22 protein-coding genes are annotated in these 20,341 nt (G+C 60.1%); 13 read left to right on the forward strand and 9 right to left on the reverse strand.

From position 1 onward, the window contains the following. Positions 1 to 6: 6 nt before the first annotated feature. From BM069_RS13345 to BM069_RS13360, 4 genes are all read right to left on the reverse strand, one after another. Positions 7 to 450, reverse strand: coding sequence for a molybdenum cofactor biosynthesis protein MoaE (locus tag BM069_RS13345; RefSeq protein ID WP_093324364.1), 444 nt, complete (start codon positions 448 to 450; stop codon positions 7 to 9). Positions 451 to 453: 3 nt separating this feature from the next. Then, on the reverse strand, positions 454 to 699 hold the full coding sequence (gene moaD, locus BM069_RS13350) for a molybdopterin converting factor subunit 1 (protein ID WP_093324366.1): 246 nt from the start codon (positions 697 to 699) through the stop codon (positions 454 to 456). Positions 700 to 703: 4 nt separating this feature from the next. Next, complete coding sequence (pgsA, locus tag BM069_RS13355; RefSeq protein ID WP_093324367.1) at positions 704 to 1,363, reverse strand: CDP-diacylglycerol--glycerol-3-phosphate 3-phosphatidyltransferase; 660 nt, start codon at positions 1,361 to 1,363, stop codon at positions 704 to 706. Between the two features lie 76 nt (positions 1,364 to 1,439). Then, on the reverse strand, positions 1,440 to 2,090 hold the full coding sequence (locus tag BM069_RS13360; protein WP_093324368.1) for a ceramidase domain-containing protein: 651 nt from the start codon (positions 2,088 to 2,090) through the stop codon (positions 1,440 to 1,442). 60 nt (positions 2,091 to 2,150) lie between these two features. Here BM069_RS13360 and BM069_RS13365 point away from each other — a divergent pair, with 60 nt between their 5' ends. Next, entirely contained in the window at positions 2,151 to 2,846 is a 696-nt protein-coding gene (locus BM069_RS13365; protein ID WP_093324370.1) for a metal-dependent hydrolase, read from the forward strand. After that, positions 2,846 to 4,015, forward strand: coding sequence for a M24 family metallopeptidase (locus BM069_RS13370; protein WP_093324371.1), 1,170 nt, complete (start codon positions 2,846 to 2,848; stop codon positions 4,013 to 4,015). Before BM069_RS13365 ends, BM069_RS13370 begins: the two co-directional genes overlap by 1 nt. Here BM069_RS13370 and BM069_RS13375 read toward each other — a convergent pair. Next, a complete protein-coding gene (locus BM069_RS13375) occupies positions 4,012 to 4,461 on the reverse strand; it encodes a nucleoside deaminase (protein WP_093324373.1) in 450 nt (149 codons plus the stop codon). The genes BM069_RS13370 and BM069_RS13375 overlap by 4 nt on opposite strands. A 64-nt stretch (positions 4,462 to 4,525) precedes the next feature. On the opposite strand from BM069_RS13375, the gene BM069_RS13380 reads away from it, so the two are divergent. The 8 genes from BM069_RS13380 (at position 4,526) to BM069_RS13415 (ending at position 12,615) form a co-directional block, all read left to right on the forward strand. Next, positions 4,526 to 5,395 carry a pseudouridine synthase gene (locus tag BM069_RS13380; protein WP_093324374.1) on the forward strand — a complete coding sequence of 290 codons (870 nt, stop codon included), beginning with the start codon at positions 4,526 to 4,528 and terminating at the stop codon, positions 5,393 to 5,395. Between the two features lie 144 nt (positions 5,396 to 5,539). Beyond that, positions 5,540 to 6,367 (forward strand): TerC family protein, encoded by an 828-nt coding sequence (locus tag BM069_RS13385; RefSeq protein ID WP_093324376.1) that lies wholly within the window; start codon positions 5,540 to 5,542, stop codon positions 6,365 to 6,367. 165 nt (positions 6,368 to 6,532) lie between these two features. Beyond that, positions 6,533 to 7,408: a 5-bromo-4-chloroindolyl phosphate hydrolysis family protein gene (locus tag BM069_RS13390; RefSeq protein WP_093324377.1), complete on the forward strand. Its 876-nt coding sequence runs from the start codon at positions 6,533 to 6,535 to the stop codon at positions 7,406 to 7,408. A gap of 29 nt (positions 7,409 to 7,437) precedes the next feature. Further along, a complete protein-coding gene (locus tag BM069_RS13395; RefSeq protein ID WP_093324379.1) occupies positions 7,438 to 8,637 on the forward strand; it encodes a toxic anion resistance protein in 1,200 nt (399 codons plus the stop codon). A gap of 26 nt (positions 8,638 to 8,663) precedes the next feature. After that, the gene (locus tag BM069_RS13400; protein ID WP_244503622.1) at positions 8,664 to 9,557 is read left to right on the forward strand and encodes a DUF2927 domain-containing protein; all 894 of its coding nucleotides are present in this window, start codon (positions 8,664 to 8,666) and stop codon (positions 9,555 to 9,557) included. A gap of 24 nt (positions 9,558 to 9,581) precedes the next feature. Further along, complete coding sequence (locus tag BM069_RS13405; RefSeq protein WP_093324382.1) at positions 9,582 to 10,727, forward strand: SPFH domain-containing protein; 1,146 nt, start codon at positions 9,582 to 9,584, stop codon at positions 10,725 to 10,727. 90 nt (positions 10,728 to 10,817) lie between these two features. Continuing rightward, complete coding sequence (locus tag BM069_RS13410; protein WP_093324383.1) at positions 10,818 to 11,924, forward strand: TFIIB-type zinc finger domain-containing protein; 1,107 nt, start codon at positions 10,818 to 10,820, stop codon at positions 11,922 to 11,924. A gap of 19 nt (positions 11,925 to 11,943) precedes the next feature. Then, a complete protein-coding gene (locus BM069_RS13415; protein ID WP_093324385.1) occupies positions 11,944 to 12,615 on the forward strand; it encodes a nitroreductase in 672 nt (223 codons plus the stop codon). Between the two features lie 5 nt (positions 12,616 to 12,620). On the opposite strand, the gene BM069_RS13420 is transcribed toward BM069_RS13415, so the two are convergent. From BM069_RS13420 to BM069_RS13430, 3 genes are all read right to left on the reverse strand, one after another. Continuing rightward, on the reverse strand, positions 12,621 to 13,691 hold the full coding sequence (locus BM069_RS13420; RefSeq protein ID WP_093324387.1) for a DUF2235 domain-containing protein: 1,071 nt from the start codon (positions 13,689 to 13,691) through the stop codon (positions 12,621 to 12,623). Continuing rightward, positions 13,669 to 15,969, reverse strand: coding sequence for a xanthine dehydrogenase family protein molybdopterin-binding subunit (locus BM069_RS13425; RefSeq protein ID WP_093324388.1), 2,301 nt, complete (start codon positions 15,967 to 15,969; stop codon positions 13,669 to 13,671). The genes BM069_RS13420 and BM069_RS13425 overlap by 23 nt, the downstream gene beginning before the upstream one ends. 73 nt (positions 15,970 to 16,042) lie before the next feature. Continuing rightward, complete coding sequence (locus BM069_RS13430) at positions 16,043 to 17,170, reverse strand: type III PLP-dependent enzyme (protein WP_093324390.1); 1,128 nt, start codon at positions 17,168 to 17,170, stop codon at positions 16,043 to 16,045. Positions 17,171 to 17,275: 105 nt separating this feature from the next. Between BM069_RS13430 and BM069_RS13435 the strand changes: the two genes are divergently transcribed. Beyond that, positions 17,276 to 17,713, forward strand: coding sequence for an Lrp/AsnC family transcriptional regulator (locus tag BM069_RS13435; protein WP_093324612.1), 438 nt, complete (start codon positions 17,276 to 17,278; stop codon positions 17,711 to 17,713). A 1-nt stretch (position 17,714) separates the two neighbouring features. On the opposite strand, the gene BM069_RS13440 is transcribed toward BM069_RS13435, so the two are convergent. Further along, complete coding sequence (locus tag BM069_RS13440; protein ID WP_093324392.1) at positions 17,715 to 18,605, reverse strand: LysR family transcriptional regulator; 891 nt, start codon at positions 18,603 to 18,605, stop codon at positions 17,715 to 17,717. 105 nt (positions 18,606 to 18,710) lie between these two features. On the opposite strand from BM069_RS13440, the gene BM069_RS13445 reads away from it, so the two are divergent. Continuing rightward, positions 18,711 to 19,568 (forward strand): phytanoyl-CoA dioxygenase family protein, encoded by an 858-nt coding sequence (locus tag BM069_RS13445; RefSeq protein ID WP_093324394.1) that lies wholly within the window; start codon positions 18,711 to 18,713, stop codon positions 19,566 to 19,568. 14 nt (positions 19,569 to 19,582) lie between these two features. Continuing rightward, positions 19,583 to 20,209, forward strand: a complete 627-nt coding sequence (locus BM069_RS13450; protein ID WP_093324614.1) for an HD domain-containing protein — start codon at positions 19,583 to 19,585, stop codon at positions 20,207 to 20,209. Positions 20,210 to 20,341 lie beyond the last annotated feature (132 nt).

Genomic DNA, 20,341 nt, shown 5'->3' on the forward strand with positions numbered 1-20,341 from the left:
CCGATTTTACCAACGGCTCAGCGCATCCTCATCCTCGTCCTTGGCAGCCACCCAATCGGCCCCGTCAGAGGTGATTTCTTTCTTCCAGAACGGCGCACGGGACTTCAGATAGTCCATCAGATATTCCGCCGCCTCAAAGGCATCCTTGCGATGCGGCGCAACCGTGCCCACCATCATGATCATCTCCCCCGGCGCCAGATCGCCATACCGGTGAATGACCAGTACATCGCCAAGGTTCCAACGACTTTTTGCGTCCTCAGCAATGGCTTGGATCGCCTTAAGCGTCATGCCCGGATAGTGCTCGATAACCATACGGTCCAGATCACTCTCTGCCAGATCCCGCACCACGCCGATAAAGGTGACAACCGCGCCCATGTCGCGATGCCCTTGTGCCAACGCGCTGGCCTCCGCGCCCAGATCAAACGCCTCGGTCTGCACCGCAATCTTCATGGCTTAGCCTCCGGTCATCGGCGGGAAAAACGCGACTTCGCGCGCACCCTCGATCGAGGCATCAAAATCCGTCAACTCCTGATCCACGGCAACCCGCAGCGCGCTCAAATCTGCAAAGGCTGCTTCATACCGTTCTTCTCTGGAACGCAGTTCCGCGACCAGATCTGTCACGGTTTTTGCATCGGTTTCAACAGCTTCCTTAGGAACCCCAATACGCTCGCGCACCCACGCGAAATAAAGAACGTCCATCACATCAATCCTTCAAATGCGGCAAAGCTTTGCGGAAATAATCGTACCCCGTCACCGCAGTCAGCACCGCAGCAACCCACAATAGCACCATTCCGACCCAACCCGACCAGACCATGCCGGCATGCTTCCAATGCAGCCCCAAAGTGTCCTCGATTTGCCCTGTCATAATGCCGTCCACGATGTCGACATCCATGCCCAGCACTGACATTCCGAGATAGTGCTCAAACACCCCTTGCCCGAACAAAAAGGCGATCGCCACCATCTGTGTCGCGGTCTTCCATTTCGCCAGCTTTGTGACCTTCAATGTTCCGGCCACATCCCCGAGAAATTCCCGCAGTCCCGACACAAATACTTCGCGAAACAGAATGACAGTCGCCGGCAACACCAGCCACGGCGACATGGACGAATATCCCACAATCACCATCAGCGCGATTACCACCATTGCCTTGTCAGCAATCGGGTCGATCATCGCACCAAGGCGGGTCTCCTGCTTCCAGAGCCGCGCAAGATAGCCGTCAAACCAATCGGTGACAGACGCCAGCACGAACAGGCACAATGCAAACCAGTCCGCGTAAGGTCTTGTAAAATAAAGAAACATCACGGCGATCATCGGCGCAGCAACAAGGCGCAGGACCGAAAGCATATTGGGAATATTCCAAGTCATAGCCACTTCCTACGGCCTTTTTCCACTCACGAAAACCCCAACGATGTCGCCGCCCCTCTTTGTCGCGCCTGACCGCTCAAACCTGACGCAGCTGATACCGCCGATAGACCTCGATCATCCAGCCCAGCATGACGGCGTTTAGAACGTGCCACATAAAATGCGTACCGACCGGTACTGAAGCGCAAACCGCCTCATCCAAAGACCGAAACGTCAGCGACGCCAACAGGATCGCCACCCCGACAGCCAGCCCACGCGCCACGTCCGGCAACCGCCGCCGCAATAGCACCGCATAAAGCGCAATCATCGCGGGTACCGGCAGGTATCCCGCCGAAACGCCCAGTATCGGCACCCGCTCAAACATCGGTAAAGTGATGTAGGCAAAAGGAAAAAACAAAAGCGTCGCCACCACGGCCCAAGGCCACCGCATGCCCCAATAAGCGTGATTGGCCACAAAAATGTAAAACAGGACAAAGGCCGCAATCGGTGCGGTGTCGGCAATCGCGGCCCACACAACCGCGTGTGTATGAAACAGATAGCTGCCGATTCCGATCAGCCCCAAGATCACGCAAAGCGCCCGCGCCATGCCCAACCCGCTCCCCTGCACGCGCCGCCACATGATCAGCGCCGCAATCACAAAGGCCGCATTGGTCACAGCATTCACCGGCTCCGCCCAATACTCCGGCCCCAACCGCTCACAATAGCTGTCGATCTGGCGTGTCCACTCCATGAATTCTTCCCAAAATCCCAACCCGTGCTAGTCTCGCCCCAAAGCAGACGGAGGAACAGCATGAAAATCATCTGGATGGGGCATGGCTCCTTTCGCATCGAGACCGAAGGTCTAGTCTTGCTCCTCGACCCATGGCTGACCGGAAATCCGGTCCTGTCCGAGGAGCACCACGCCGCCGCCACCGCTGGCGCGACCCACCTGATCCTGACCCACGCGCACTTTGATCATGTGGCAGACATGCTGCCACTTGCACGCGATCTGTCGGTGCCGGTGGTTGGTCAATACGACCTCATGGGCTATTGGGCCGAACACGAAGGCATTGAAACCGTTGGATTTAACAAAGGCGGCACAGTTACCTTGGGCGACGGCGTGTCTTTGGCAATGGTGCCGGCCTGCCACAGCTCCACCTTCGGCAGCGACACCGGCCCCAAGGCCGCAGGCTCCGAAGTCGGCTACATGCTGATGGCTGAGGGCAAGACGCTCTACATCTCCGGCGACACCGGCATCATGGCTGACATGGATTGGATGGGCGACTACTACAAACCCGACATCGGCATCCTTTCGGCAGGCGGCCATTTCACCATGGACATGAAGGGCGCAGCCTACGCCGCAAAGCGCTATTTCAACTTCAAAACCGTGATCCCGTGCCACTACGCCACCTTCCCGATCCTCGAACAATCCGCGCAAGACCTGATCGACGGTCTGCCCGGCGTCGACGTAATCGAACCGCGGCTCATGCAGGCCATTGACCTCTGATGCCTGCGAGCGACTTCAGCGCAGACGAATACGCGACAGGGCTGGCCAAAACCCGTGCGGCAATGTCCGCGCGCGGCATCGAAACGCTGATTGTGGCGGACCCGTCCAACATGGCGTGGCTGACCGGCTATGACGGATGGAGCTTCTACGTTCCCCAAGCGGTGATCCTGCCGTCAACCGGCAACCCGATCTGGTGGGGCCGCCCACAGGACAAGGCCGGCGCGGCTCAAACAACATGGCTCTCGTCGGAGGATCTGCTCGATTGGCCCGAGGCACATGTCCAGCATCCCGATCATCACCCGTTTGAGTCCCTTGTTCAGCACCTGCACGACCGCGACCTGACCCGCGCCATCGGCGTCGAAATGGACAATTACTACTACTCAGCCAAAGCCCATGCCATTCTGGCGACCGCCTTTGGCGAGCTTGCCGACGCCACCGGCCTTGTGAACTGGCAACGCGCCATCAAAAGCCAAGCCGAACTGGCGTTGATGCGCAACGCGGGTCAACTCACCGCCCATATGCACGCCACCCTTCGGGCCGGATTTCGCGAAGGTCGGCTCAAACACGACTTGGTCGCCGAGGTGCAAGCCGCTGGTATCACAGGTACAAACGGCATCGCCGGTGACTACCCTGCCATTGCGCCCATCGCGCCTTCAGGTCTTGAGGCGTCTGCCTCCCATATCACATGGAACGACCGCCCCCTGACCCGCGGCGAGGCCACCTACTTCGAAGTCTCGGGCTGTTTCCGACGCTACCATGCGCCCGCCAGCCGCACACTTTACCTCGGGGATCCTCCCGCCGACATCCGCCGCGCCGAAGAAGCGATTTTGCGCGCCATCGACGACACGTTCGCCGCCGCAAAACCTGGCGCCACCTGCGAAGACGTCGCCGCCTGTGTCTATGAAAGCTTTGCCCGCGCCGGATACGAAAAAGCCAACCGGACCGGTTATCCTATCGGCCTTAGCTACCCGCCCGACTGGGGCGAACGCACCATGAGCCTGCGACCCGGCGACACGACAGAACTCATGGAAAACATGACCTTCCACCTGATGCCAGGCCTCTGGACACCGGACTGGGGCGTGGCGATTACCGAAAGCTTTGTGGTCACGCCTGAAGGCGGCAAACCCTTAGCCAAAATTCCGCGCGACATCCACGCTGTTCAGGCCTAACGGCGCTCGCCAAAAAACGCCTTCAACAGGGCTTCGGCTTCGTCTGCGGCAATCCCATCATAAATTTCCGGCACGTGATGGCTTTGCGGATGGGAAAACACACGCGGCCCCTGTGCGACGCCGCCGGATTTCGGATCGGCTGCGCCGTAATACAGCCGTGCAATCCGCGCCTGCGAAATCACGCTGGCACACATCGGGCACGGCTCCAGTGTCACATAGAGGTCATGCCCCACAAGTCGTTCGCTGCCCGCCGCCTCACAGGCAGCACGGATCGCCAGAACCTCTGCATGGGCCGTAGGATCGTTCAGCTCCCGCGTACGGTTGCCCGCCGCCGCAACGACCTCTCCGGCAGGCGACACAACAACCGCGCCCACCGGCACCTCACCGCGATCCGCAGCGGCCCGCGCTTCGGCCAAAGCCCGCGCCATATGGCTCTTGAACGTCATAGCCCAAGGGTTTGCCCGCCAACGCCCCCTTTCGCAATCCCCGAAATAGCGCTATGGCAGCCCAATGACCCGCAAACCCACATCTCCGCGCCCCTCCGGCAAGCCCGCAAAGCCTGCTGCCCGTCGCCCCGCGACTTCCAAAGCCCCTGCCAAGGCAGGTGGTGACAGGCCCGAGGGCGACCGCATCGCCAAGGTTCTCGCCCGCGCAGGTGTGGCCTCCCGCCGCGAAGCAGAGCGGATGGTTGAAGCAGGTCGCGTCGCGGTGAACGGCACAATCATCGACAGCCCCGCGCTCAATGTGACTGCAAGGGCGCGCATCACCGTGGACGGCAAACCGGTTGGTGAGCCCGAGCCCGAACGCATCTGGCTTTATCACAAACCCTCAGGGCTGGTGACGACCAACAAGGACGAAAAAGGTCGCGCTACGATTTTTGACAAGCTGCCGCCGGATCTTCCCCGCGTCATGACCGTGGGCCGTCTGGATCTTAACTCCGAAGGGCTTTTGCTGCTGACCAATGATGGTGGCGTCAAACGCCAGCTAGAGCTTCCCTCCACCGGCTGGCTGCGCAAATACCGCGTGCGGATCAACGGCCGCCCGACCGAGGACACCTTTGCCCCGCTGCGCAAGGGCATCGTGGTCGAAGGTGAAAAATTTCAGCCCATGGAAATCACTCTGGACCGGCAACAGGGCGCAAACGCATGGGTCACTGTCGGCCTGCGTGAAGGCAAAAACCGCGAAATCCGCCGTGCGATGGAGGCCATCAACCTCAACGTGAACCGTCTGATCCGCGTGAGTTATGGCCCTTTCCAACTTGGTAACCTCAAGCCCGGTGAAGTCGAAGAACTGCGCCGTCGCGTGGTGCGCGACCAATTGGGTCTGGAGGGTGCCGTCCCGCCCGAAACCCGCAAAACCCCGACGCGCCGCCGCAAGTAAACCGCCCGCGCGATGCCGCTTGGGCATGGCTCAAGCTCTTAGCTTGAGCCTAGGGGGAAATCCCGCAGGCGATTTTCATTTGTTTGTCACGCGCTCTGCGATATTGAGCGAAAAAACACATGAAAAACAACGGGGACGCGCGCGATGGCCGATCTATTGACCTTGGGAAACCTCACCGACCTTTTGATGCTCTGCTTCCTGCAGGCCGTTCTGGGGTTTGACAACCTGCTCTATATCTCGATCGAGAGCCAACGTGCGCCCGAGCATCAGCAAAAAGCCGTGCGGTTCTGGGGCATCATCATCGCCGTGGTCCTGCGCGTCGTGTTGCTGTTCACCATGATCCAACTGATCGATGCTATGGCGGATCCGTTCTTTGTCTTTGCCCAAGGCGGTCTAATCGAAGGCGGTGTGAACTTCGCCACCTGTATCTTTATCGTAGGTGGCATTTTCTTGATGTACACGGCGGTCAAGGAAATCGGCCACATGCTTTCGATTGAACACCTTGGCACCGACGTCCAACACAAGGGCCGCAAATCCGCGGTTCAGGTTGTCACCCTGATTGTGACGATGAACCTGATCTTCTCCTTTGACTCCGTGCTCTCGGCGCTCGCGATCACCGACGTTTTCTTTGTGCTCGCCACCGCGATCTTGCTGTCCGGTGCTGCCATGCTTCTGCTTGCGGATGGTGTGACCGCCTTTCTCGAAAAGAACCGCATGTACGAGGTTCTGGGCTTGTTTATTCTGTTGATCGTCGGTGTGGTTCTGTTGGGCGAGGCGGGCCAAGCGGCTGCGCACGCGATGCACGATCCTAGCCTTGCATTGAAAATCTTCGGCTACGAAGTTGTGCCTATGTCCAAAACCACCTTCTATTTCTCGGTGGCGGTGCTCTTTATCGTGGAGATCTTGCAATCGGGCTATGCCCGTAAATTGGCTGCCGAACGCGCCGCCGAACAAAATGGCGGGAAACACTGAGCCAGCTGCATGAAACTTCCCCCTAGCCATAGGGCGCTGGAGTTCCTAGGTTTTAAGCGGGTTGGAAAAGGCCGGAACCATTATGTCTGAAAGCGGATTGCAGAAACTCTCGTTTGTTCTGCTCGTCATCCTCATCCTCTATGTGACAGTCACAGGAGGCGCGTGATGGCTCAGAAATTTGGTGGAAAATACAGCCCGGGTGGCGCCAAGGTGTCTCCCCAAGCAGAAACCTTCCAAAATGCGCGCCGCAGCCGTGCAGGCGGGCGCGTAAACCTGCTGTTCATGGCCCCGTTGCCGCTGATCTGGAAGGCCTTCACCTCCGAACCTCTGGTGATGGCGCAATATCTTTGCGCTCTGGTGGTGTTGCTGATGGCCGCGTGGCTGACCCGATCAGGTCAGGAAGCACATGACGCTTATGATGCACGCAAAGTGGCCCGCCGGCCGGCTTTGCCGCGCAAAATACTGGGGTCAATTTTCACTGGCGGCGGCCTTGCGCTGGCCGGGCTTGCGGGACATGGCGTCGTCGAAGCCCTGATCTTTGCGGCTGTCGGCTTTGGATTGCACCTTTTCGCCTTTGGCCCTGATCCTTTGCGCGACAAGGGGATGGAAGGTGTGAACCTGCATCAGACCGATCGCGTCGCCCGTGCAGTTGACGAAGCCGAAGAACACCTGCGAGCCATGTCCGATGCGATCAAACGCGCCGGCGACCGCGATCTAGAGAGCCGTGTGGAGCGCTTTCAACAAGCGGCACGCGCCCTTTTTCGTACAATCGAAAACGACCCACGTGACCTGAGTTCGGCACGTCGCTATCTCGGCGTCTATCTGCTGGGGGCCAAGGACGCGACGGTGAAGTTTGCCGATCTTTACAGCCGTACGCGCAACGTCGAAGCGCGTGCCGAATATGAGGCGCTGCTTGACGATCTCGAAGAAAACTTCGCCGCCCGCAACCAGAAGCTTTTGCTGGACGACAAGGGCGATCTGAACATCGAAATCGACGTTCTGCGCGAACGTCTGGCGCGCGAAGGCGTCCACCATAACTGATACACATACTCCAACGGAGAGGGACCACAATGTCTGACACGACCCGCAAACAAGCCGAGGCCACGCTCGCCGAAGTGGAACAGGTATCCGCCGTGATCCTGCCCGAACCAACCGAGGCCAACGCGATCGTCCCGCTTGCCGAAGCCGACGCACCGACCTCTGATGCGATCACCAAGCGCATGGCTGAACTGGACATGAGCGACACCAATTCGATTGTCTCCTTTGGCTCCGCCGCGCAGTCGGAATTGCAGACCATTTCTCAGGCCATGCTGCAGGACGTGCGCAACAAAGACGTCGGCCCTGCCGGTGACAGCCTGCGTGATATCGTGACCACAATTCGCGGCTTTTCGGTCTCAGAACTGGACGTGCGCCGCAAACGCACTTTCTGGGAGAAACTACTGGGTCGCGCTGCCCCCTTCGCCCAGTTCTCCGCGCGCTTTGAAGAAGTGCAAGACCAGATTGATCGTGTCACCGACGACCTACTGGGTCATGAGCACAAACTTCTGAAAGACATCAAATCTCTCGACGTGCTCTATGACAAGACGCTGGCGTTCTATGACGAGTTGGCCCTCTACATCGCAGCCGGTGAAGCCAAGATTGCGGAACTCGACACCACGACCATTCCCGCCAAAGAAGCCGAAGTGCAGGCCGCTGACGAAAATGATCAGGTGATGAAAGCGCAGGAATTGCGCGATCTGCGTGCCGCGCGTGATGATCTGGAACGCCGCGTTCACGACCTGAAACTCACCCGTCAGGTGACCATGCAATCGCTGCCTTCGATCCGTCTGGTGCAAGAAAACGACAAGTCGCTGGTGACCAAGATCAACTCGACCTTGGTCAACACCGTGCCGCTGTGGGAAACCCAACTGGCCCAAGCCGTGACCATCCAGCGTTCTGCCGAAGCGGCCGCCGCGGTGCGCGATGCCAACGATCTTACCAACGAGCTGCTGACCGCCAACGCCAAGAACCTGCGTGAAACCAACAAGGTGGTGCGCGAAGAAATGGAGCGCGGCGTCTTTGACATCGAAGCCGTGAAACAGGCCAACGCCGACCTGATCGCCACCATCAACGAGTCGCTCCAGATCGCGGACGAAGGCAAGGCCAAACGGGCCGCCGCCGAAGAAGACATGAAAAAGATGGAAGCCGAACTGCGCGATACTCTGGCGTCTGCCAAAGCACGCAAAACCGGTCTGGGCGACACCGCGTCGACCGCCGTGCCAAACGCGTGACGGCACGCTGTCTCATAGCAGCGACATTGTCGTTGGCGGCCCTCGCCGCCTGCGACGCCATCGACTCGGGCACGCCTCGCACGACCGCGCCTCCGACATCTGCGCCCGCTGTGTCGGAAACCAGCCAGTCCCTGCGCAACTACTATGCGCATGTACAACAGGATTTGCAGGCGCGTGGCCTATTGCGCGTAGATGGCGGCGGCCCGGACACCCCGTTCACGCCGGACATGCTGGCACGCAACTTTGAACAGATCGCTTTCTTTGAGGAATATGCCCAAAACGCGGGATTCAGCCGCAAGGGACAAGCCTCCGATCTGCGCCGCTGGGAACGGCCTGTGCGGATCAACATGGAGTTCGGCCCCTCGGTTACATCGGCAATGCAATCCGCAGACCGCGCCGCGCTGGACGCTCTTGTGCCGCGCCTTGCGGCCGCATCCGGTCACAAAATCTCGCAATCGTCCCGCAACGCAAACTTTCACGTGCTGGTGATGGGGCACGATGACCGCGATGCCCTTCAGGCCCGCGTCGACCAACTCTTGCCCAACACATCCGCCACCACACGCAACCTGTTCCTGAACTTGCCACGTGACCTCTATTGCTTTGTGGTCGCCTTCCCTGACGGCGAAAACCGCAACACCTACGGCAAAGCGGTCGCCCTTGTGCGCGCGGAACACCCCGACCTTTTGCGCAAATCCTGCCTGCACGAAGAGGTCGCGCAGGGCCTTGGCCTTGCCAACGACAGCCCGTCTGCACGGCCCTCCATTTTTAACGACGACGACGAATTCGCCCTGCTGACGACGCATGACGAAATGCTGCTTTCCATGCTCTACGACCCACGCCTGAGCGCGGGCATGACCGTGGACGAAGCCCGTCCCATCATTTACATCTTGGCCCGCGAACAGACGGGCCGCAATTATTGATCCCACCTCCAAAGGAGCCAAAAAATGGGTATCTTCGACTTCCTCACCGGTGAATTCATCGACGTCATCCATTGGGTAGACGACACCCGCGACACGCTGGTCTGGCGGTTTGAACGCGAAGGCCATGAGATCAAATACGGCGCCAAGCTCACGGTGCGCGAAGGGCAAGCTGCCGTGTTCGTGCACGAAGGCCAACTGGCTGACGTTTTCACCCCCGGTCTCTACATGCTTGAGACCAACAACATGCCGATCATGACGACGTTGCAGCACTGGGATCACGGCTTCAAGAGCCCGTTCAAGTCCGAAATCTACTACGTCAACACCACGCGCTTTGCCGATCTGAAGTGGGGCACCAAAAACCCGATCATGGCCCGCGATCCGGAGTTTGGCCCCGTGCGACTGCGGGCTTATGGCACCTACGCCATCCGCGTAGTTGATCCGGCGCGTTTCCTGACCGAGATCGTCGGCACCGACGGCGAATTCACCATGGACGAGATCAGCTTCCAGATCCGCAACATCATCGTGCAAGAATTCTCCCGCGTGATCGCAGGCTCCGGTATTCCGGTTTTGGATATGGCGGCGAACACCGCCGATCTGGGCAAGCTGGTGGCGGCCGAAATCTCCGGCACCATTGCGGAATACGGCCTCGCCATCCCCGAGCTTTACATCGAAAATATCTCCCTGCCGCCAGCCGTGGAGGAAGCGATGGACAAGCGCACCTCAATGGGCATCGTCGGTGATCTGGGCAAATACACGCAGTTCTCCGCAGCCGAGGCCATGACCGCCGCCGCGCAAACACCGAACTCCGGCATGGGTGCGGGTCTCGGCATGGGTATGGGCATGGCAATGGCACAGCAAATGGCCAACCAGACCGCGCAGGCACAGCCTGGCCCTTGGGGTGCGGCCCCCGCCGCCGCGCCCGCGCCGCAAGCCGCACATGCTGCGCCGCCGCCCCCACCGCCCGTGGAACACGTCTGGCACGTGGCGGAAAATGGCGCCACCAAAGGCCCGTTCTCCAAAGCCGCCCTTGGCCGGATGGCAGCGGCCGGTGAACTGACGCGCGAAACCCACGTTTGGACTGCGGGTCAGGACGGCTGGAAACACGCGGAAGACGTGGCGGAGTTGGCGCAACTCTTCACCATCCTGCCGCCGCCGCCGCCTGGTGCCTAAGCACATCGCCCGGCGGCACCGCCGAGCCACGCGGCCTCTCGGATTGGCCCGTACCACGTTGATTTCCGCAAACCGCGAAAGCTGTTTTCCATGACCGACATGCCGCCACCTGCACCCAAGGAAACCACTCGTTTTCCCTGCCCCAACTGCGGCGCGGATTACCGCTTTGCCCCGCAACAGGGCAAACTGGTGTGTGACCACTGCGGCAATGAAGAAGCCACCGAACAGGGCGATCGCGCCACCGCCATTGCAGAGCTCGATTTCAAGGCCGCATTGGCGGAACAGCTGCCCACCGCCGAAATGGTCGAAACCCGTGCATCCACCTGCCCGAATTGCGCGGCTCATGTGGTGTTTGAGGGCGACACACACGCCACCGAATGCCCGTTCTGCGCCACTCCGGTAGTGGTCGACACCGGCACCCACCGTCAAATCAAGCCCCGAGCGGTGCTGCCGTTCCAATTGGACGAACGCGTCGCGCATGACGCGATGAATTCCTGGCTTGGCAAACTTTGGTTCGCGCCGAACGGCCTTGCCAATTATGCGCGAAAAGGCCGCAAAATGAACGGCGTCTATGTGCCCTACTGGACCTATGATGCAGACACAAAATCGCGCTACACCGGCGAGCGTGGCACGGTTTACTACGTGACTGAAACCGTCATGCGGGACGGGAAACCCGAACAGAGGCAGGTACAGAAAATCCGTTGGCGGCCCGCATCAGGCCGCGTGGCGCGCTGGTTTGACGACATTCTGGTTCTGGCCTCCCGCGCTCTGCCCAAACGTTACACGGACGCCCTGCAACCTTGGGACCTGTCCAATCTGGAACCCTATACACCCGAATTTCTCGCCGGCTTTCAAGCCGAAGGCTATTCGGTGGAATTGCAGGATGGCTACGACGAAGCCCGCGCGCATATGGACGCTGTGATCCGCCGCGACGTGGCCTTTGACATCGGCGGCGACCGCCAGCGCATCCACAGCATTTCCACCGCCGTCAGCGATGTGACCTTCAAGCACATCCTGTTGCCCGTCTGGATGGCTGCCTACAAATACCGCGGCAAGACGTATCGCTTTGTCGTGAACGGCCAAACCGGACGCGTTCAAGGCGAACGGCCCTATTCTGCAATCAAAATAGCGATTGCCGTTGTGTTGGGCCTGCTTGTGGCTGGCGGGATTGGCTATATCATCGCCCAAAACCAGTAATCGACTTGGGACATTGAAAATGACTCATCACGCCGCTTTGCAAGAGCTGCTCGGCAGCCGTTTTTCCTGCCGCGCATTCCGCGCCGATCCGGTGCCGCATGAGGTCATTTCACAGATCCTTCTGGACGCGGGCCGCGCGCCGTCTTGGTGCAATGCCCAGCCTTGGAAAGTGATCCTCACCTCTGGCGCCGAAACCGACGCCTTTCGCGATGTCATGGCCGCGGCCTATGACAGTGGCAAACCGGCACCGGATTATCCGTTTCCGGCGACCTACTCTGGCGCACACCTGCAACGCCGCCGCACCTGCGGCATGCAACTTTATGAGGCCGTCGGCATCGGACGCGGAGACCGGACCGCACGCGCGGCACAGATGCGGGAAAACTACACCTTCTTTGGCGCGCCTCACGTCGCCGTGGTCACTTGTCCGAACGAACTCGGCCCCTACGGCGTGCTGGATTGCGGCGGCTTCATCACCGCGTTTTGCCTGTCAGCACAGGCACAGGGCATCGGCACTGTGCCGCAGGCGGCGCTGTCGCTCTTTTCCGACGCCATCCGCGACCACTTTGACATACCCGAAGACCGTAAGGTTCTCGCCGCCATCTCTTTTGGGTATGGCAAGGAAGACGCCCCGATCAACAGGTTCCGCACTGACCGCGCAGAGCTTGACGAGTTTGTGGAGTGGAAGAGCTAGGCGCCTCACCGCAATCCGCCAACAACCCGCGCTTTGACGTCGCCCGCTTCAACAAAGGGCCGCGCGCTTTCGTGCACGGCCTCGCTGCGATCCTTTCCGGCGATCCGGCGGCGGCGAAGCCAGAAAAACTTGCCCCATCGTCGCCATGTGCCCAGCATCGGCACATTGACGTCACAAGCAAACCGCCCGCGCCATCCCTCCGGCAAATTCACCCCGCAGGCTTCAAGCCGCTCCAACATCCAAACCAGAGAGATATTGCCCAACGGCCGTGCCGCACCAAACCCGTGCAACTGCCCACCCACGTCGCCATGCGCCCCCCGAAACCAGACCTGCTCCATGCGCCCGTCCCACATGTCCGGACACTCCCACATCTCCGGCATGAACACCGAGCGGGTCTCATCAAGCGCCAAAGCTTGAAAGCCGTGCCGCACCACCGGACTCAGGTGGTGATTGTGAAAGGCATGCCGCTTTTCTGTCAGACGCCACAACAGCGGCAACCGCGCGCCCAACGCTTTGACTGTGTCCCATACACCGACCATCTCGACGTCGATGCATTCGTGACAATGCGCGTCGCCAAAGGCTCGCGCCGCAGCACTGTCCGGTGTCAACTCATAGTGCCGATAGGCCGTGCGGATGTTGCGCTCTGTCGCGCATTCCGCCCGCAAAAGCCCGACCCGATCAATCACACCGGCAAGCGAACGCACCGCAAAAGCCCCGCGTGAATACCCCATCAGGACAATCCGGTCGCCCTCGCGATAGCGACTGGCGAGATAGCCATAGGCCCGCCGGATTTGCCGGTTGATGCCGCGCCCCATCAGCACATCCAGAGTCTGCCGCCAGCCAGGCCATTGCACCCCCGCCTCGTAATAAAGCGAGATGTCCGGCCCTGCCTCCTGCAACAAACGATAGGTCAGGCCCGCATTGGTTTCTTCACCTGCCCGCAAGCTCGACAATGTGCCGTCCAGAATGATCACATGGGTCAAAGGCCCGCGCCGAACCGCCACCTTTGAATGGTCCGCACCGGATCCCCCGCGCAACCATCCCCAAAATTTGTCACTCAGCGTTCGAAGCGGCATCCTGCAACATTTCCCAAACACGCAAAGGTGTGAACGGCATGTCCGCCTGACGCACACCCCGCGCCCAAAGGGCATCCTGCACTGCATTGGCCACAGCCGCCATCGCCCCCACGGTGCCGGCCTCGCCGCAGCCCTTCATGCCCATGATATTGGCGGTCGACGGCACAGCTTCGGTGGTAAATCCGATCATCGGCATATCGCTGGCCCGTGGCATCGCATAATCCATAAAGGTCGCGGTCAAAAGTTGGCCGTCTTCATCAAAGACCACATGCTCCATCAAGGCCTGCCCCGCGCCCTGCGCGACGCCGCCATGGACTTGCCCTTCGGCCAGCATCGGGTTGATCAGATTACCAAAATCATCGACCACGTTATAGCGGCCCATAGTCACCTGTCCGGTTTCGGGGTCAATTTCCACCTCGGCGAAATGCGCCCCATTGGGGAAGCTGCGCGCCGGAAGGGTCGTGCGCTCCTCATGGCTCAGCAAATCCTCACGCCCGTCAGCCCGCGCCATGTCTGCCGCCTCAAGGAACGTCGGATGCAGGTTCGAGCCGTCAGCGCGGAACTGTTCATCGTCAAACCGCACGTCGGCCTCGTCCACGCCCATCTTCTCCGCCAAATAGGGCGTGAAGGCTTTGATCATGGTTTGCACCGTTGCCAGTGTTGCGGTGTTCTGCACTGTAACCGAACGCGACCCGCCGGTGCCCCCGCCCTGTTTGATGCGGTCACTGTCGCCCTGCACAACCTCGATCATTTCCACCGGAATACCGGTCTGATCGCTCAGGAATTGGGCATAAACGGTCTCGTGCCCCTGCCCGTTGGATTGCGTTCCGACATAGATCGACACAGTGCCGTCTTCGTTGAACTCGACCTTGGCGCTCTCGCTCGGATCGCCCAGAATGCTCTCGATGTAGTAGCAAAGCCCAACGCCGCGCAGTTTGCCCGCGGCCTCGGAATTTGCCTTACGGGCACCATATCCGGGCAGGTCCGCGAACTCTTCCGCACGATCAAGAACCCGCACGAAATCACCCACATCATAGGTCTCGTCCGTGGTTGTCTTATAGGGAAACGCCTCTTTCGGAATGAAGTTGCGCCGCCGCAGCTCGGAACCAGACACGCCCAACTCGCGTGCTGCGCGATCCATCAGCCGCTCCAGCGCATAAATCGCCTCAGGCCGTCCCGCCCCTCGATAGGCATCCACCGGCGTCGAGTTGGTATAAACCCCGTCCACCTGCAACCAGGTGGTCTGCACGTCATAAACGCCCATCAAAACGCGGCTGAAAAGCTGCGTCTGAATGGCCTGCGCGAACTGCGAGTTATAGGCCCCCATATTGGCGACGCTGAGAACGCGATACGCCGTCGCCTTGAGGGTCTCGTCAAACGCCATCTCTACGGTCGAAGTCAGGTCGCGCCCCGCGTTGTCCGACAACATCGATTCTGTGCGGTCCGCGATCCAGCGCACTGGTTTGCCGGCAACCTTGGCAGCATGGGCAATCACGCCCGGTTCGTTGTACATCATGGCCTTCATGCCAAAACCGCCGCCGGTGTCCGGATTGGTGATCCGCACCAATTCCGCATCAATGCCCAGCATCCGTGAAATCTGGGCTTTCGGCCCCCAGACGCCCTGACCATTGATCGCCACATGCACACGGCCATCTTCGCCCCATTCTGCAAAGGCCCCGCGCGGCTCCATGGCGTTCACAATCACACGGTTGTCTCCAACCTCAAGGCTGACCACATGCGCTGCCGCCTCAAAGGCCGCCGCAGTCGCCGCCTCATCGCCCATGCCCCAGTCAAACGCGAGGTTCTCCGGGGCCTCCTCGTGCAGCTGCTCGCCGCCGCGAGACAGAGCCACATGCGCGTCCAGATCGTCATAGTCAAACATGATCATCTCGGCCGCATCGCGCGCCTGATCCATCGTTTCCGCGACAATCACAGCAATCGGCTCTCCGACATAGCGCACACGGTCCGTCGCCAGCAAAGGCCGCACCGGCCCCGCGCCCTTTGTGCCATCGCGGTTTTCAACCTGCGTGCCTTCAAGCGTCGCATCCATGCCAGCCGCCAGCAGATCTTCCTGTGTCAGCACAACCGCCACGCCGTCCGACTCACGCGCATCCGCCACATCCAGCTCGGTGATCACAGCATGGGCCACCGGTGAACGCAGGAAATAGGCAAACAGCGCACCGTCCGGCGTAATGTCATCGACGTACTGCCCCTGACCGGTCAGAAACCGCGTGTCTTCAAACCGTTTGACCGGCTGGCTTTTTCCGAATTTTTCCATGGCTGGCTCTCCCCGCGCGCTTAACGTCAGGGACAGTAGCGTTCATGCAAGCCGTGTCCAGAGGTCTTGCGCTTCACAACGTCGCGACAGTTACGATCTCTTGGCGGCCATACCCGTTAAACCCCGTGGAAATAGACGCCGAATAAGCCCCCATTGCGCGGATCAAGACATAATCTTCCTCTGCCACATCTTCCGGCAGCGGCATCAAATCCGGCAAACGGTCAAGACTGTCACACGTCGGCCCGAAAACCACCCGCGGCACGGCCTTTCCGCTAACCCTGTCTCCGCCGCGCAAAACCGACACCCGATCCGGCAGGCCTATGTCGCGCAACTCGGTTAGCGATCCGTATGCGCCATCGTTCAGAAACACCGACTCACCTCGCACAGCCTTCACCCGCAGCGCCAGTGTAAAGGCCTCCGCCACCATCGCCCGTCCCGGCTCACACACCAGTCCAGGGGCATCCTGCCCAAAAACCGCCCGCACTTCTTGTGAAATCCGCGAGAAAATTGCCTCCAGATCCGGCGCTGCACCACTGCGGTGTGCTGCAAACCCGCCACCGACGTTCAGTCGCTTCAACACCACGCCAGCCTGCCGCGTCACATCCGCAGCCACACCGACATAAACCGCCCAAGCTTCCGGATCGGCGCATTGCGTGCCCGGATGAAAGGTGATCGACGTGGCAAACCCCATATCACGGGCCGCCTGCAACAGAGTGACCGCCTGCTCCGGGTCCGCCCCGAATTTCTCGCCAAAATCATAGGCTGCGCCCGCCACTGGCAATCGCAAGCGCACCGCGATCTCAGTATCCTGACGCGGCACATCCGCCAGCTTCGCCAGCTCGCCATGACAATCCACCGACCAGCTTGCGATCCCGTGACCAACCGCCTCCGCAATCTCAGACCGCGACCGCACCGGATTGTGGTAATGCAGGACGGCATCCGCTTTCGCCCGACGCACCCGCGCCATCTCCAATGGCGACGCCACATCAAACGCTCCCACGCCAGCAGTCACCAGATTGTGCAAAACCGCTTCGTGGTCATTGGCCTTCACCGCATATGTGACAAGCCCGTCAAACCCCTGCAAAAACCGCCGCGCGGTGGCCTGCAACACTTCCGGTGCAAAATACAACACCGGCGCGTCCGGTTGGAATTTTGGCAAATGCCACTGTGGGGACGGCCACAAAGCCGGTTGATTGCGCATATTCTGCCTCTCCTGTTTCTTTCCAGATTGAGGTGAATTTTGGTCGATTTCACGCGTCACTCAGGATAAATTGCTGAAAACATATGGCGAAAAGACGACTCAATGATGCAACTTGACGACACCGACCACAAACTGCTCTCCCTGCTGTCTGAAAACGCACGCGCGCCTGTTGCCACGCTGGCACGCAAACTCAACCTTGCCCGCACCACAGTGCAGGCCCGCCTTGACCGCCTGGAAAGTTCCGGAGCCATAGCGGCCTACACTTTGCGGCTTGGCGAAATCGCCCGCCCGCGCATCCGTGCCACCGCGCTGTTGTCCATAGAACTGCGCGCCGGTCCCGCCGTGTTGCAAAAACTCAAAACCCTGCCCGCTGTGGAAACGGTCCACACCTGTTCGGGCCGCGTGGATCTGATCGTACAACTCGCCGCCGACAGCACCGCCGAACTCGACGACACGCTGGACAGCATCGGCGAGGCCAAAGGAGTCAAAAGCTCCGAAAGCCTGGTCCACCTCTCAACCCGCCTTGATCGCACCCGATCCTGACCTAGTCCCAGCCCTGAGCACGCACCCAGCCCAGCAACCAATCCCGAAACTTGCGCGCTGGTGGCCGCAAGGCACTCAGATCCTCATAGACAAGGTGATAGGCTTGAGACCCTCGCACCCGCGCGTCGCCAAGACAGGGCACCAGCCCCGCGCCCTGCATCTCCGCATCACTGGCCGGCGCCCGCGCCAAGGCAATTCCCCGTCCGGCCTTGGCCATGGCCATCGCCATCACCGTGCTGTCGGCGAATACCATCCGGCCGGCCCCCGGCATCACCCTGAGCGACTCCAGCATTTGCCGCCAGCCACTGCGATGCGTGCCCACTTCGATCAGCGGCCAGTTCAACAGGTCCGAAGCCTGCGTGATCCGCGCCGCGACCTCCGGAGTGGCCGCAGGGTATAACCATTCTCCCATGATCCGGTCACTTTCCGCGCCATAAGCATGTGGATTGCCGAAAATGATTTTCAGATCGAAAAATCCCTGTTGAAAATCCTGCGCGGAGTTGCCGGTGCTCAACACCACCGATAGCCCCGGATGCGCGGCCTCAAACCCCTGCAACCCCGGCGCCAGAACCCCATGGGCAAAGATCAATACGCACTGCACATAAAGCCCCTGCTCGCGCGACTGGCCGAACAGTCCTTCCGTGGCTTCTTCCAGCGTCATCAACGATTGCTGCACCGGCGCCAAGTAGGCCCGTCCCGCGTCGGTCAAGGCGACCGAATGGGCCTTGCGCACAAAAAGCGGCGCGCCAAGTCTTTCTTCCAGACTTTTCACCTGTTGGCTCACGGCGGCCGGTGACATGTGCAACTGCTGCGCCGCACGCGCAAAGCTCTCTGTGCGTGCCGCCGCTTCAAACACCCGAAGCCAGTTCAGTGATGGTAAGCGTCCTGTCATGCCAACCAGACTAAGTACAACTTAGCCTGCCCGTCTAGAACCATCGTGCTGCCATTGCCGCGCTCTGACCTAATCTGCGTGGTGCGAACCACACAGGACACCCCCATGCAATCCACCCTTTCCGACAGCCAGACAGCCCAGTATTGGGACGACGGCTTCCTCTTTCCACTCGATTTGATGAGCCCCGACGAAGCCGCACAATGGCGTGCCGAAATAGAAACCATCGAAGACGACTGGCTCGCGGCCGACCTGCCCCTGCCGCTGAACAGCTACAAGCGCGTGAACGCCCACGTGGTGCTGCCAATGGCCGCCAAACTTGCCTCAAATCCGCGCGTGCTGGACATTGTCGAGGGCGTGCTGGGGCCGGACATCCTCGTTTGGAGCGCCGAGTTTTTTATCAAAGAACCCAACACCACGGCCTACGTGTCGATGCATCAGGATCTGACCTATTGGGGTCTCGGCGCGATCGACGGTCTGGTCACGGCCTGGATCGCGCTCTCACCGGCCACCGTGCAGTCGGGCTGTATGGATTTTGTCAAAGGCAGCCACAAAAACCCGATCCTGCCCCACGCTGACTCCCATGGCGAAAACAATCTTCTGTCTCGCGGCCAAGAGGTGGCCGTGGACATCGCAGCGGAAGACAAGACCGCCATCGAACTGCATCCCGGTCAGATGTCGCTGCACCACGGACTGACCATTCACGGCTCGGGCCCAAATGCGTCTGATGATCGGCGCATCGGCTTTGTCGTGCGCTACATCAAACCCGAAATCGCACAGGAAGTGGCTGACAAAGACTTCGCCATGCTGGCGCGCGGTGCGGACCGGATCGGCAACTTTATCCATGTCGCCCCACCGCAAACGGCATTTGCTCCACAGTCGCTGGCGCTTTACGAAGAAATCAGAACTGCACAGGCCGCCGCCCTCATGAAAGGCAGCAAAGACACCAAAAGGCTTTACGGATGACCAAAACACCCAAAATGGACAAAGTCGATTTCACCCAAATGAAGGACGGCACGAAAGAGGAATACGAATTCCTCAACGCGCTGGAAATCGACCACACGCGCCACACCGCTGACCGGCTGCTTAAGGCGCTGGTGGAGCTGGACGAAAGCCTATCGGGCTATCAGATCACGCGCCTTGGCCATTCGCTGCAATCCGCCACGCGGGCGTGGAACGACGGGGCCGATATCGACTGGGTGGTCTCTGCCCTGCTGCACGACATCGGCGACATCTATGCTCCTTATAACCATGACGAATACGCCGCCACGATCCTCAAACCCTTTGTACGCGAGCAATGCAAATGGGTGGTAGAAACTCACGGTGACTTTCAAATGGTGTACTATGGCCACCACCTTGAAGGACACGACCAAAACAAACGGGAACGCCACCGCGATAACCCCTATTTCGAGGACAACGTTGTGTTCTGCGAGCGTTGGGACCAGGCCAGCTTTGATCCCGACTACGACACCAAGCCCATCGAGTTTTTCACCCCAATGGTGCGCGAGGTCTTTGATCGACCCGCCTATGACCCTGCCATCATCCGCGCCGGAGAGCGCGTGCCGCTGACCGACCCGGTCATCGCTGCCGAACGCGCCAGCCAATAGCGCGCGCTATCGGCACATTTTGTCGACAGAAATAGCACCAACCTGAAACAAACGCGCCCGATCCGTATCGCAGGATCGGGCGATTTTTCACTGGCACGGTCATCGGCTCCCCAGCCTGTACCGCAGACTCAT

The sequence above is a fragment of the Shimia haliotis genome, from assembly GCF_900114415.1.
Lineage (GTDB): Bacteria > Pseudomonadota > Alphaproteobacteria > Rhodobacterales > Rhodobacteraceae > Shimia > Shimia haliotis.